Source organism: Lentzea waywayandensis, assembly GCF_900115955.1.
GTDB classification, from domain to species: Bacteria; Actinomycetota; Actinomycetes; order Mycobacteriales; family Pseudonocardiaceae; genus Lentzea; species Lentzea waywayandensis.
The window spans coordinates 189,902-202,487 of record NZ_FOYL01000007.1; the positions used below are offsets into that span (position 1 = coordinate 189,902).

The window sequence follows — 12,586 nt, forward strand, 5'->3', positions numbered from 1 at the left end:
TTCTCGACGCGGGGCCCTTCGTTCTTCAGCTCGTCTTCAGGAAACTCGTCCGGAAGGTGTTACGACCGGAGCATCTCGGCGACGAGGAACGCGAGCTCGAGCGACTGCTGCGTGTTCAGGCGCGGGTCGCACGCCGTCTCGTAGCGGCCGGCGAGGTCGTCGTCGGAGATCTCCTGGGCGCCGCCGAGGCACTCGGTGACGTCCTCACCCGTGAGCTCGATGTGGATGCCACCGGGGTGCGTGCCGAGGCGGCGGTGCACCTCGAAGAAGCCCTGGACCTCGTCGACGATGCGGTCGAAGTGCCGGGTCTTGTAGCCGGTCGACGACTCGTGCGTGTTGCCGTGCATCGGGTCGCACTGCCAGATGACCTTGTGGCCGCTGGCCTCGACCTTCTCCACGATGGCGGGGAGCACGTCGCGCACCTTCTGGTTGCCCATGCGCGAGATGAGCGTCAGGCGGCCCGGCTCGTTGCGGGGGTCGAGGCGCTCGACGTACTCGACGGCCATCTCGGGCGTCGTCGTCGGACCGATCTTGAGACCGATCGGGTTCGACAGCATCTCCGCGAACGCGATGTGCGCGCCGTCGAGCTGACGGGTGCGCTCACCGATCCACACGAAGTGCGACGACAGGTCGTACAGGCGGGGCTCGTCGCGCGTCGTGTCGAGGCGCAGCAGCGCGCGCTCGTAGTCGAGGAGCAGCGCCTCGTGCGAGGCGAAGATCTCGGTGCCGTGCAGCGACTGGTCGTTCACGCCGCACGCCGACATGAACTTGAGGCCGCGGTCGATCTCGCCGGCCAGGGCCTCGTAGCGCTCGCCCGCGGGCGAGGTGCGCACGAAGTCGCGGTTCCAGTCGTGCACGCGGTGCAGGTCAGCGAGACCCGCGCCGGTGAGCGCCCGCAGCAGGTTCATGGCCGCGCCGGCGTTCGCGTAGGCGCGGATCATGCGGCCGGGGTCGGCGACGCGGGCTTCGGGCGTCGCTACCAGGGAGTTGATGATGTCGCCGCGGTAGGACGGCAGGCCGAGAGCGTCGATGCCCGACGAACGCGGCTTGGCGTACTGGCCGGCGATGCGGCCGACCTTCACCACCGGAAGGCTCGCGCCGTAGGTCAGCACCACGGCCATCTGCAGCAGGGTCCGGATGTTCGCGCGGATGTGCGGCTCGGTGTTGTCAGCGAACGTCTCCGCGCAGTCACCGCCCTGCAGAAGAAATGCCTCACCGTTCGCGACCTGCGCCAGTTGCGTGTGCAGCCGGTCGATCTCGGCGGGCACGGTGATCGGCGGCACGCTCTCGAGCACGGTCCGCACGCGACGCACCTGTTCGGCGTCGGGCCAGTCGGGCTGCTGGGCGGCCGGGCGCGACAGTGCGTCGTCCAGGCGCTTGCGCATCTCGGGAGGCAGCGGCGGAAGCTCGGGAAGCGTGTCGATGGGCACGTCCACGGTCCAGTTCACGCTGCTCATCCTAGTTGTCCCACACTGAGAGACCCTGCCGGGCCTGTCAGCTGTTCAGCACGTGTTTTCCAGGTCACCCGCCCGTGTGCCGATCCTCCGCCGGCGGCGTGAGGTCTGTTACTTGTCAACTATCTGCCTCTGCCCTATTGAGATGTCGCACTGCATGATGTGGGCCATGGACGCCACCCGATTGGATGACAGCACCGCGACCCGGCTGCTGGGCATCGCGATCGACAACATCCAACGCGACCACCCGGTGCACTGGACGCACGTGATCGACGGAGACCACGGCCTGGTGCCCCAGCGGGTGCTGCACCCGGTGTTCGCCGGGTCGTTCGACTGGCACTCGTGCGTGCACCAGACGTGGTTGGCCGTGCGCTTGCTGCGGCTGCGGCCCTCTCTCGCGGGAGCGGACACGGCCCGCAACGCCCTGGACAAGCTGATCACGCCCGAGAACTGCGCCGTCGAGGCCTCCTTCTTCGCCTCCCGGGCCGGACGGCACTGGGAGCGGCCGTACGGGTGGGCGTGGCTGCTGCTGCTCGACGCCGAGCTGCGCACCTCGGGCCTGCCGTGGTCGGTCGCGCCGATCGCGGACGTGCTGCGCGACCGCTGGCTGGAATGGATCTCGGCGGCGCGCCTGCCGATCCGCACCGGCACGCACAGCAACACCGCGTTCGCGACCGGACTCGTGTACGACACCGCCCAGGTGAACGGCGACTCCGAACTGGCCTCCGCGTGCGTCGACGCGGCGCTGCGATGGCACCGGGACGAGGCCGGATACGGCGGCTTCGAACCGGACGCCGCCGACTTCCTCTCCCCCGCGCTGACAACGGCCGACCTGATGCGCCGCGCCCTGAGCACCGCCGAGTTCGCCGACTGGTTCGACGCCTACCTGCCGGACCTCGAGTCGGAACGGTGGCGGGTGCTGCGCGAGCCGTATCCGGTCGACGACCCCAGCGACCCCTACGGCTCGCACCTGGCCGGGCTCGCGTTGTCGCGCGCCTGGAACTGGGAGGCGATCGCTGGGGCGCTCCCGGACGGCCACCGCTACACCTCGCTGGCCCGGACGGCTTCCGCCGCGCATCGTGAGGCCGGGTGGACGTACGTGTTCGGCGGGCACGGCTACATGGCCGACCACTGGCTCGGCTCGTTCGGCGCCTACCTCGACGCAAAGGCCTTCTGACCTGCACTTACCCACCCATTGCAAAAGACGTTTGCGGACGTCCGCAAACGTCTTTTGCATAAGGGCGGACAAAACGGGCACCGATATATTGGATTTCAGGTGCCTGACGACAACGTCGCGCGCCGGATCAGCGTCAGGGCGATGCCCGTCGCCGCCGCGTGCACCGAAGCCGCGTGCACGCGAGGGTCGAACCGCGTGGTCGGCCCGGCGACACTGACCGCGGCCACAACGGCACCGTCGTGACCGAGCACCGGCGACGCCACACAGGCGAGGCCGACCCTGGACTCCTCGAACTCGTAGGCCACCCCCGTCTGCCGGATCGTGGCCAGCTGACGCCGGAGCATGCCGGGCGTGACGACTGTGCGCGGAGTCCGGCGAGCCAAGGGGGCGGACAGGACTTCGGTGCGCAAGGACGGCTGGGAGTGGGCGAGCAGGGCCTTGCCGATCGCCGTCGCGTGCAGCGGCATGCGACCGCCCAGACGCGACGGTGAGGACGCCTGGCGGTGGCCGCCGATCTTGGCGGCGTAGACGACCTCGTGGCCTTCGAGGAGTCCGAGGTGGACGGTTTCGTGGGTGCGTTCGTAGAGGTCTTCCAGGTAGGGCGTGGACACCTCGACCAGGCGGCGTTCGACCGACGCGCGGATGCCCAGCTGGAACAGGTGACCGCCCAGGCGGTAGCCGCGCGTGCCCCGGTCGAGCAGGCGGACCTCGGCCAGGTCGCCCAGCAGGCGGTGCAGCGTCGCCTTCGACAGGCCGGTGCGTCTGCCCAGTTCCGCGAAGCCGAGCTCGTCGTCGTCGGCACCGAAGGCGTTCAGCACCGACATCACCTTGCCCAGCAGGGTGTTCGGTACCTCGGTCATCACCTGATCGTGCCACCGAGTTCCGGTCAGCGGAACTCCGAAGTCCCCACAGGACCGAGAACACCGCCACGATGAGCGGCATGAACGAAGTCCTCATTGCAGCGGAGCGCCTGGCCACGGCGGCGCGCGAGAAGGTTCCGTGTGCGCCCGTGCGGGACCTCATCGGCGACGCCGAGGCCTACGCGGTGCAGCAGCACAACATCGCCGCGCGGATCGCGGACGGCGCCACAGTCGTCGGCCGCAAGATCGGCCTGACCTCTCCGGCGGTCCAGCAGCAGCTCGGGGTGGACCAGCCGGACTTCGGGGTGCTGCTCGACGACATGGCGTACAAGGACGGCGACGAACTGCCGGTGTCCGGTCTGTTGCAGCCGAAGATCGAGGCGGAACTGGCGTTCGTGCTGAAGGCGGACCTCGCCGAGGGGCCGTTCGACGAGCAGACCGTCGCGAACGCCGTCGGGCACGTCAAGGCATCGCTGGAGATCGTGGACAGCCGGATCAGCGGCTGGGACATCACCTTCGCCGACACCGTCGCGGACAACGCCTCGTCGGGGCTGTTCGTCCTCGGCACCGAGCAGGCGGATCTGGGTGAGGTCGTGCCGAAGAACGTGTCGATGGTGCTCAGCGTCAACGGCGAGGAACGTTCGGCGGGGTCCGGTGCCGCGTGCCTGGGCGACCCGCTGACCGCGCTGGCCTGGCTCGCCACGACCGCCGCGGACCTCGGCGCTCCGTTGAAGGCGGGCGACGTCGTGCTCAGCGGCGCGCTCGGCCCGATGGTCGGAGTCCAGGCGGGCGACCAGGTCGAGGCCACGATCACCGGGCTCGGCACCGTGCGGGCCACTTTCGCGAAGCAGGAGGCGTGATGCGCACGAAGGTCGCGATCATCGGGTCGGGCAACATCGGCACCGACCTCGTCATCAAGGTGCTCAAGCGGTCCACCACCCTGCAGGTGGCGGCGCTCGTCGGCATCGACCCCGAGTCGGACGGCCTCGCCAAGGCCCGCAAGCTCGGCGTTCCGACCACTTCGGACGGCATCCAGGGCCTGGTCGCGATGCCGGGGTTCGAAGAGATCGAGATCGTGTTCGACGCCACCTCCGCGGGCGCCCACGCGAAACACGCCGAAATCCTCGCCGCGCACGGCAAACGGGTCATCGACCTCACCCCGGCGGCGATCGGGCCGATGGTGGTGCCGACGGTCAACCTCGACGAACACCTGAGCGCGCCGAACGTCAACATGGTCACCTGCGGCGGTCAGGCCACGATCCCGATCGTCGCCGCGATCAACACGGTCACTCCCGTGCCGTACGCGGAGATCGTCGCCTCGATCTCGTCCCGAAGCGCGGGACCGGGCACGCGCGCGAACATCGACGAGTTCACCGAGACGACCGCGCAGGCCATCGCGGACGTGGGCGGCGCGCACAGGGGCAAGGCCGTCATCGTGCTCAACCCGGCCGACCCGCCGATCACCATGCGGGACACCGTTCTCGCACTCGTCAACGCACCGGATCCCCAGACACAGCACCGGATCCGCGCCTCCGTCGAGTACATGATCACCCAGGTGGCCGCCTACGTCCCCGGCTACCGCCTCAAACAGCCGGTTCAGATCGACCCGGTCGACCAGCCGCACACGCTCACCGAGGAACCGGTGACGCACCAGGTCACCGTGCTGCTGGAGGTCGAGGGCGCGGCCGACTACCTGCCTGCCTACGCGGGCAACCTGGACATCATGACCAGCGCGGCGCTGCGAGTCGCGGAGACCATGGCGAAGGCGGTCGTGCGCGCATGAAGATCTACCTCCAGGACGTGACGCTCCGGGACGGCATGCACGCCCTGCGGCATCGCATCGATCCCCAGAAGGTCACCGAGATCGCCAGGGCGCTGGACCAGGCCGGAGTCGATGCCGTCGAGGTCTCGCACGGCGACGGCCTCAGCGGCGGATCGCTCGTCTACGGCCCCGGCAGCCACACCGACTGGGAGTGGATCGAGGCGGCCGCGGAAGCGTTGACCCAGGCCAAACTCACGACGCTGCTGCTGCCGGGCATCGGCACGCTCCACGACCTCAAGCGCGCCCACAGCCTTGGCGTGCGGTCCGTGCGCATCGCCACGCACTGCACCGAGGCCGACATCTCCGCCCAGCACATCGCCGGCGCGCGCGATCTCGGCATGGACGTGTCCGGGTTCCTGATGATGAGCCACCTCGCCGAACCGCAGGAGCTCGCTCGGCAGGCGAAGCTGATGGAGTCCTACGGCGCGAACTGCGTCTACGTAACGGATTCCGGCGGCCGTCTGCTCCCCCACGACGTCCGCACCAGGATCCGTGCCTACAAGGACGTGCTCGACGCCGACACCGAGATCGGCATCCACGCGCACGAGAACCTCTCACTAGCGGTGGCGAACTCCATCACCGCCGTCGAAGAAGGCGCTACCCGAGTCGACGCCTCCCTGGCCGGACTCGGCGCCGGAGCGGGGAACTGCCCCATCGAACCGTTCGTGGCCGTCGCGAACCTCCAGGAATGGCAGCACAACGCCGACCTGTTCGCGCTCCAGGACGCCGCCGACGACCTGGTCCGGCCGCTCATGGACCGCCCGGTCCGCGTCGACCGCGAGAGCCTCACCCTCGGCTACGCGGGCGTCTACGGCTCGTTCCTGCGCCACGCCGACACGGCCGCCCAACGCACCGGCGCCGACGTACGGACCCTCCTGCTGGAAGCCGGACGCCGGCGCTTGGTGGGCGGTCAGGAGGACATGCTGACCGACATCGCCCTGGACCTCACACGGCAAACGTAGTTCCGATACCCATGCCGGTGATCCACTCGGGCACCGGCTCGTAGCTCGTCCACACCAGCGGCAGGCCGACAGCGACCTGTCCGATGAGCCAGCAGCGGATCTCGTGCCCACCGCTGCCGGCGTGGTCCTCCAGCGCCTCGTGCCCGAGGGAGGCGATCTCACCGGCAGACCCCGCCGACAGCCGGTCGAGGAACCACCCGTCCCACACCGCGTTCACCTTCGCCTCGGGGTTGCCGCCCATGGCCTTCACCCGAGGCTCGCGCGCCGCGGCGAACTCCTTCGCGTACGCCCGTCCCCGGATCAACGACTCACGCCGCTCCCCCACCACGGACGGATCGCGCGGGTCGTTGGACGGCAACCAGTGCGACAAGCCACCACTGGCGACGACCAGCACCCGTCCGGGAAACACCGACGACCGCAGCGCGGCTCCCAAAGCACGCCCCAGCTCCACGCACCTGTCCAGCGACGGCAACGGCGGCGCGGCCGTGTTGACCACCAACGGCACCAACGGAAGCGTCGTACCGCCGGTGATCATCTCGTAGCTCTGCACGATGCCGTGGTCGACGGTCAGCGAGTACGACAGCGACACGTCGAAGCCCGCGTCCGCCAGACCGCTGTGCGCCGACCAGGCCAGCGTCTGGGCCACCGGTAACGGCCCCGAGCTGCTGCCGAAGTCACCGAACCCCACGGCTTCCTCGACCCCGAGCACGAACGGCGGCATCACGTCGTAGAAGTTGGCGTGGAAGTGGTCCGGCCCGATCACGACGATCGCGTCCGGCGCCAGCTTCTCCACCGCCAGCCGCACGCGGTCCGCGTCGCGCAGGAACACCGACCCCGGCCCGTCGGAGCCGTCCGGTGGCAGCAGCGTCGCGAACGGGCTGTGCGACATCCCCGCGAATCCGATGATCTCTGCCATCAGGACGGGTCCTTTCCGTGCAGCAACCAGGTGCGGTGCGTGTCGAGGAACTCGGAGACCTTCTCCCACTGCGGCCAGTGCCCGGCGTCGTCGATGACGTGCAACCGCGCGTCGGGCAACCACTCCAGCAACATGTCGGCCTCGTCCAGCCCGCCCGTCGGGTCGTGGCTCGTCCACAGCAGCAGCGTCGGTGCCGCGACCTTGCCCACCCACGCCGGGTCCCACGCGAAGTCCTTGCGCACCAATGGATCCTGCAACACCAGCGTGTTCGTGATCGCCTGCACGAACCCCGGCCGCGAGTACACCTGACGACGCAGGTTCACCAGCTCGTCGGTGACCATCTCCTTGTGGTGGAACAGGAACTCCACCCGCCTGCGCACGGTCTCCTCGCTGGGATCGAGCACGGCGGCCATCGTGCTGTCCCGCATGCGTTGCATGACCTCGGGTTTGTTCGCGATGTTGCCGGGCGTGTTCAGCACGAGCCGGTCGACGCGGTCCGGGAAGTGCGCGGCGACCCACGCGACCACCCAGCCGCCCAGGGACTCACCGGACAGGTGCGTCTTCTCGACGCCCAGCGCGTCCAGCAGCCCCACGAGGTGCTCGGACAGCACGTCGATCGTGTACGGCAGGTCCGGCAGGTCGGACCAGCCGTGGCCGACCATGTCGTAGGCGGTGACGTGGAAGTCCTCCGCCAGTCCCGCGATGTCACGGGAGTAGGCCTCCAGGTGGCCGCCGGTGCCGTGCAGCAGCACGAGTTCCGGTCCGGAGCCTGCCTGCAGGATCCTGGTCCGCACGGTGTGGCCGCGCACCGGGACGTCGACGTGCCGCACGGCGTGGTCCACATGCGACAGTTCGCCCCAGATGCTGACGTGCTCGGGAATCACTGGTCCTCCCCAGAAGTATCGAAACGGGCACGAGCCTCGTCGAACGTCGCGAGGCCGGCGCTCTGCCTGCGGGCGAGCCCGAACAGCGCGAGCAGCCGGGAGTTCTCGATGGTGAGGAACTCGACGGGGTGCTCGGTGGAGTCGTTGTAGTGACGGTGCCAGGTCCACGGCGGCGTGTAGACGAACGAGCCGGAAGTCCACGACACCGTCCCGAACTTGTCCGGTTCGGCGTCCTGGATCTCGCTGTGGCCGTCGCCGGAGATCACGAAGTGCACGGTCTCGTGGTAGTGCCGCTGCATGTCCGAGCTCTCGCCGCCTGGGATCACCTGGCGGAACAGCTCGAACGTCGACGTCGGCAGTTTGCCCGCGATCCGCAGCGTCGTCGGGTTCGGCACCGCGCCCGGCGGGATCGTCTCCAGCTCGTCGTCGTGCACGACCAGCGGTCGCCCGCCGTCGGGCCGCACCGCGTGCGTGAGCGCCCCGAGGAAGTCGGTCATGGCGAAGTCGGGTCCTGAGGTGGCCAACGCGATCGTCCCTTTCAGACTGAGGTTTCGGTGCGGCCGCCGTCGACGGTCAGCACGGTGCCGTTGACGTACGAGGCCTGCGGTGAAGCCAGAAACGCCACAGCGGCGGCGATCTCGCTCGGATCCGCCGCACGCAGGGCCGGGATGTCCGCGAGGTCGTGCGCGGCCGCGGTGTCGAGGTCCACGCCCGCGGCCTCGGCCCTGCGCCGCAACACCTCCAGCCGTCGAGGCGTCAGGGTCGCGCCGGGAGCGACGCAGTTGACCGTGACGCCGTTCGCCGCGAACTGCCGCGACGCGAGCTTCATCGCCGACGTCACGGCCGCGCGCAGCACCGTCGACGACGCGAGGCCGGGTTGCGGCTGCCGCACGGCGGTCGACGTGATCACCACTGCCCGGCCGAACCCGCGCCGTGCCATCAGCGGCAACGCCTCGCGCAGCAACGCCAGCGGCCCGAGCAGCAACAGGTCGAGGTCGCGGTGCCACTGCGCGTCCGGCACCTCGAAGACCCCGCCCGGCGACGGTCCGCCCGCGTTCACGACCAGCACGTCGAGCGAGCCGAACCGGTCGGCGACGTCGCCGGCGACAGCGGTGGCCTCACCGGGATCGGCGAGGTCGCAGACGAGGTAGTCGGCGCCGAGGGGCGCGGCCGTCTCCTTGAGGGTGGCTTCGGTGCGTCCGGCCAGCACGACGCGGTGCCCGCTCTCGACGAGCGCCGCGGCCGTCGCCGCACCGATTCCGCCGGCGCCGCCCCCGACGAGTGCGACCCGCGTGGTGTTTGCGTCCATGAGCTCCTACAGTCGCCGTGTGCGAATGGTCGACCAAGGATGAGTCCCAGTGACCGGGACTCGCAGTCAGGCGAGCCGAGCGGTTCACTCGAACGCGCGGCGGCGATCCTGGACGCCTTCGACGTCACCCATCGCGAGCTGGGCCTCGCCGAACTCGTGCGCAGATCCGGGCTTCCGCGCTCGACGGTGCACCGCACGGCGGGTCGCATGATCGAGCTGGGCTGGCTCGACAAGCCGGGCGACCGCTACCGGATCAGCACCGGCCTGTTCAAGCTCTCCAGCCTGGTGCCCGTGCGGCACGAGCTGCGCGAGGCCGTGCTGCCGTTCCTCCAGGACCTCTACGCGGCCGCCCGCGTCACGGTCCAGCTCGGCGTGCTCGACGGCACGCGGGTGCTGGTCGTGGAGAAGATCACCGGGCACCGGCCGATGCCGATGCTCGACCAGGTCGGCGGCATGATCCCGGCGCACTGCTCGGGTCTGGGCCGCGCGATGCTCGCCTTCTCCGCCGCGTCCACTGTGGACGCGGTGATCGCCGCCGGACTGGAACGCCGCACCCCGCGCACGATCACGAGCCCGACGGCGTTGCGCCGCGAGCTCGCCGCGATCCCGGACCAGGGTTGGGCCTACGACCGGGAGGAGGGCAACGTCGGCATCAGCTGCATCGCGGCCCCGATCTTCAACGCGGGCGGCGAGGTCGCCGCGGCGTTGTCGGTGACCGGCCCCAGCGCGGCGGTGCGGCCGGACCGGATCGGGGCGGCCGTGCGGATGGCGGCCGCGGCGGCGACCCGCGCCTACTCGACCCGTCGCTGGGAGTCCCACTAGCCGGGACTTCTGGTTGGCCGTGGACAGCGAAGCGCTCCACAGTGTGGTCCGTCACATCCTCACTCAGGAGGACCAGGATGCGAGTCGCGATCATCGGTGCCGGAGTCGCCGGCCTCACCACCGCCAAGGTGCTGCTGCAGGCAGGGCACGAGGTCGAGGTGTTCGACCGGACGCCGGACGTCGGCGGCGTGTGGAGCCGCACCAGGCGCTACCCCGGCCTCACCACGCAGAGCCCGAAGGCCCAGTACTCGTTCTCGGACTTCCCGATGCCGAAGGACCTGCCGGAGTGGCCGACCGGCGAGCAGGTGCAGGCGTACCTGGAGGCCTACACCTGGCACTTCGGTGTCGACGCGTGCCTGCGCCTGGAGACGACGGTGACGTCCGTCGTGCCCGTCGGCAACGCGTGGGACCTGACCACGCACACCGGCACGACGTATCGGTACGACAGCGTGATCGTGGCCAACGGCGTGTTCTGCGAACCGTCCGTGCCGGCGTTTCCCGGCCGTGAGGAGTTCGAGGCGGCCGGCGGGCGAGTGCTCGCGGGCACCGAGTTCCTCGACGTCGAGGAGGCGCGGGACAGGCACGCGCTCGTCGTCGGGTACGGCAAGTCCGCGTGCGACGTAACGGTGCCGATCAGCGGTGTCGCCGCGAGCACCGACATCATCGCGCGGCAGCTGCTGTGGAAGGTCCCGCGCAAGATCGGCGGCGTCGTCAACTTCAAGATGCTGCTGCTGACCCGCATGGGCGAGGCCCTGTTCCGCTACCGCTGGCTGCGCGGGTTCGAGAAGTTCCTGCACGGCCCCGCGAACAGGATGCGGCGCTCGATGCTCAACTCGCTCGGATCGGTGTCGGTCAGGCAGTTCGGGCTCGCGAAGCACGACCTCGTGCCGTCCGGGCAGATGGAGGACATCGTCAAGGGCGCGATCGGCCTGGCCACCGAAGGGTTCTTCGAGGGCGTCGAGTCGGGCGCGATCCGCGTGCACCGCGACAGGACGATCGCGCGGCTCAAGGCGGGTGGCGCGGAACTCTCCGACGGCGCGGTGCTGCCGGCCGATCTGATCGTCTGCGCCACCGGGTTCACGCAGGGCGTGCCGTTCCTGCCGGACGCCGTGCAGGAGCGGTTGTTCGACGAGCGCGGCAACTTCGCGCTGTACCGGCAGATCCAGCCGATCGGCGTGCCCGGGCTCTACTTCAACGGCTACAACTCGTCGTTCTTCAGCCCGCTCAACGCGGAGATGGCGGCGTTGTGGATCGCGGCCGATCTCGCGGGAGCGCTTCCGCTGCCGGACGCCGCCGCGCGCCGGGCGGAGGTGACGGCACAGCTCGCGTTCATGGACGAGGCGACGAACACGCACCACTGCCGCGGCACGAAGATCATCCCGTTCTCGCTGAAGAACGCCGACGAGGTGCTCGCGGACCTCGGTCTGCAGATCGGCCGGATGACCCGCGCGTCGCACTGGCTCAACCCGGTCGCGCCCTCCGCGTACCGCAAGGTCACGCCCCAGTTGCTCGCCCGGATCAGTCGAAATGAGGTTGGAGAACATGGAAACCCCCGTGAAGCATCACGTCTACCGCAGCGGTGAGGGCACGAACGTCGGCGCGATCGGCCTGGGCATCTACACGCGGCTGACCGGCGCGGACACCAAGGGCGCCTACTCGCTGTTCGAGTACGTCGTGCCGCCGAACCTCGGCGGGCCGCCCACGCACATCCACAGCCGCGAGGACGAGCTGTTCACGTGCGTGCAGGGACGGGTCGTCGTCGAGCTGGACGGCGAGGAACACGTGCTGGGGCCAGGGGATTCGCTGCTGATGCCGCGCGGGGTGCCGCACATGTTCCACAACCCGTTCGACGAGGAGACGCGTGTGGTGGCCGTCGTGTCGCCGCCGGGGCTGGAGAACTACTACCAGGCGCTGTCGGAGCTGCCACCGGGACCGCGTGACATGAAGCTGGTCGCGGAGATCATGGTGCGGCACGGGCTTTCGCTGCAGAAGAAGCCATGAGCACTGGTCGCGCCGAAATGGTGCGGCAGATGTGCGCCGCCGTCGATTCCGGTGATGCCGAAGCGTTCGGCGCTTGGTTCGCTGCCGATGCCACTTACACGTTCGGCAACAACGAGCCGTTGATCGGTCGTGAGGCCGTCGTGGCGGCGACCGCGGGTGCCGCCGGAGCGTTGCCGTGGGTGCGGCACGTGGTCGACCAGGTCGCCGAGGTCGGCGACCAGCTGTTCTGCCGGTTCACCATCGAGACCGAGGCGCCGGATGGGAAACCGCTCGCGTTGCCTTGTGTGACGGTGATCTGGATGTCCGGCGAGGAGATCGTCGACTATCGCGTGCACATGGACATATCGCCGGCGATGGCGTGAAGAAGGGGCCCGGTTCG

14 protein-coding genes are annotated in these 12,586 nt (G+C 69.6%); 8 read left to right on the plus strand and 6 right to left on the minus strand.

What is annotated here, in order from left to right; genetic code table 11:
• Nucleotides 1-59: 59 nt before the first annotated feature.
• On the minus strand, nucleotides 60-1,448 hold the full coding sequence (locus BM417_RS26350; RefSeq protein ID WP_093600691.1) for a class II 3-deoxy-7-phosphoheptulonate synthase: 1,389 nt from the start codon (nucleotides 1,446-1,448) through the stop codon (nucleotides 60-62).
• 175 nt (nucleotides 1,449-1,623) lie between these two features.
• Here BM417_RS26350 and BM417_RS26355 point away from each other — a divergent pair, with 175 nt between their 5' ends.
• A complete protein-coding gene (locus BM417_RS26355) occupies nucleotides 1,624-2,631 on the plus strand; it encodes a DUF2891 domain-containing protein (protein ID WP_177320612.1) in 1,008 nt (335 codons plus the stop codon).
• Between the two features lie 95 nt (nucleotides 2,632-2,726).
• Here the strand turns inward: BM417_RS26355 and BM417_RS26360 are convergent, their stop codons facing one another.
• On the minus strand, nucleotides 2,727-3,491 hold the full coding sequence (locus tag BM417_RS26360) for an IclR family transcriptional regulator (protein WP_093599841.1): 765 nt from the start codon (nucleotides 3,489-3,491) through the stop codon (nucleotides 2,727-2,729).
• Nucleotides 3,492-3,571: 80 nt separating this feature from the next.
• On the opposite strand from BM417_RS26360, the gene BM417_RS26365 reads away from it, so the two are divergent.
• The 3 genes from BM417_RS26365 to dmpG are packed head-to-tail and all read left to right on the plus strand — an operon-like array spanning nucleotide 3,572 to nucleotide 6,275.
• The gene (locus BM417_RS26365) at nucleotides 3,572-4,351 is read left to right on the plus strand and encodes a 2-keto-4-pentenoate hydratase (RefSeq protein WP_093599844.1); all 780 of its coding nucleotides are present in this window, start codon (nucleotides 3,572-3,574) and stop codon (nucleotides 4,349-4,351) included.
• Nucleotides 4,351-5,274 carry an acetaldehyde dehydrogenase (acetylating) gene (locus BM417_RS26370; RefSeq protein ID WP_093600694.1) on the plus strand — a complete coding sequence of 308 codons (924 nt, stop codon included), beginning with the start codon at nucleotides 4,351-4,353 and terminating at the stop codon, nucleotides 5,272-5,274. Before BM417_RS26365 ends, BM417_RS26370 begins: the two co-directional genes overlap by 1 nt.
• Entirely contained in the window at nucleotides 5,271-6,275 is a 1,005-nt protein-coding gene (dmpG, locus tag BM417_RS26375) for a 4-hydroxy-2-oxovalerate aldolase (RefSeq protein WP_093599847.1), read from the plus strand. The genes BM417_RS26370 and dmpG overlap by 4 nt, the downstream gene beginning before the upstream one ends.
• Here the strand turns inward: dmpG and BM417_RS26380 are convergent.
• From BM417_RS26380 to BM417_RS26395, 4 genes are read right to left on the minus strand one after another with little or no spacing between them, the layout of a single operon-like run.
• Entirely contained in the window at nucleotides 6,259-7,191 is a 933-nt protein-coding gene (locus tag BM417_RS26380) for a DODA-type extradiol aromatic ring-opening family dioxygenase (protein ID WP_093599850.1), read from the minus strand. The two genes, dmpG and BM417_RS26380, sit on opposite strands and share 17 nt — an antisense overlap.
• Entirely contained in the window at nucleotides 7,191-8,075 is an 885-nt protein-coding gene (locus BM417_RS26385; protein ID WP_093599853.1) for an alpha/beta fold hydrolase, read from the minus strand. The genes BM417_RS26380 and BM417_RS26385 overlap by 1 nt, the downstream gene beginning before the upstream one ends.
• Complete coding sequence (locus BM417_RS26390; RefSeq protein ID WP_093599856.1) at nucleotides 8,072-8,599, minus strand: cupin domain-containing protein; 528 nt, start codon at nucleotides 8,597-8,599, stop codon at nucleotides 8,072-8,074. Before BM417_RS26390 ends, BM417_RS26385 begins: the two co-directional genes overlap by 4 nt.
• A gap of 14 nt (nucleotides 8,600-8,613) precedes the next feature.
• On the minus strand, nucleotides 8,614-9,384 hold the full coding sequence (locus tag BM417_RS26395; protein ID WP_093599859.1) for an SDR family oxidoreductase: 771 nt from the start codon (nucleotides 9,382-9,384) through the stop codon (nucleotides 8,614-8,616).
• Between the two features lie 39 nt (nucleotides 9,385-9,423).
• Between BM417_RS26395 and BM417_RS26400 the strand changes: the two genes are divergently transcribed.
• The 4 genes from BM417_RS26400 (at nucleotide 9,424) to BM417_RS26415 (ending at nucleotide 12,569) form a co-directional block, all read left to right on the plus strand.
• Entirely contained in the window at nucleotides 9,424-10,206 is a 783-nt protein-coding gene (locus tag BM417_RS26400) for an IclR family transcriptional regulator (RefSeq protein WP_093599861.1), read from the plus strand.
• 77 nt (nucleotides 10,207-10,283) lie between these two features.
• Nucleotides 10,284-11,789 (plus strand): flavin-containing monooxygenase, encoded by a 1,506-nt coding sequence (locus tag BM417_RS26405; RefSeq protein WP_093599864.1) that lies wholly within the window; start codon nucleotides 10,284-10,286, stop codon nucleotides 11,787-11,789.
• Nucleotides 11,749-12,207, plus strand: a complete 459-nt coding sequence (locus tag BM417_RS26410) for a cupin domain-containing protein (RefSeq protein ID WP_093599867.1) — start codon at nucleotides 11,749-11,751, stop codon at nucleotides 12,205-12,207. The genes BM417_RS26405 and BM417_RS26410 overlap by 41 nt, the downstream gene beginning before the upstream one ends.
• Nucleotides 12,204-12,569, plus strand: coding sequence for a nuclear transport factor 2 family protein (locus BM417_RS26415; RefSeq protein ID WP_093599870.1), 366 nt, complete (start codon nucleotides 12,204-12,206; stop codon nucleotides 12,567-12,569). Before BM417_RS26410 ends, BM417_RS26415 begins: the two co-directional genes overlap by 4 nt.
• Nucleotides 12,570-12,586 lie beyond the last annotated feature (17 nt).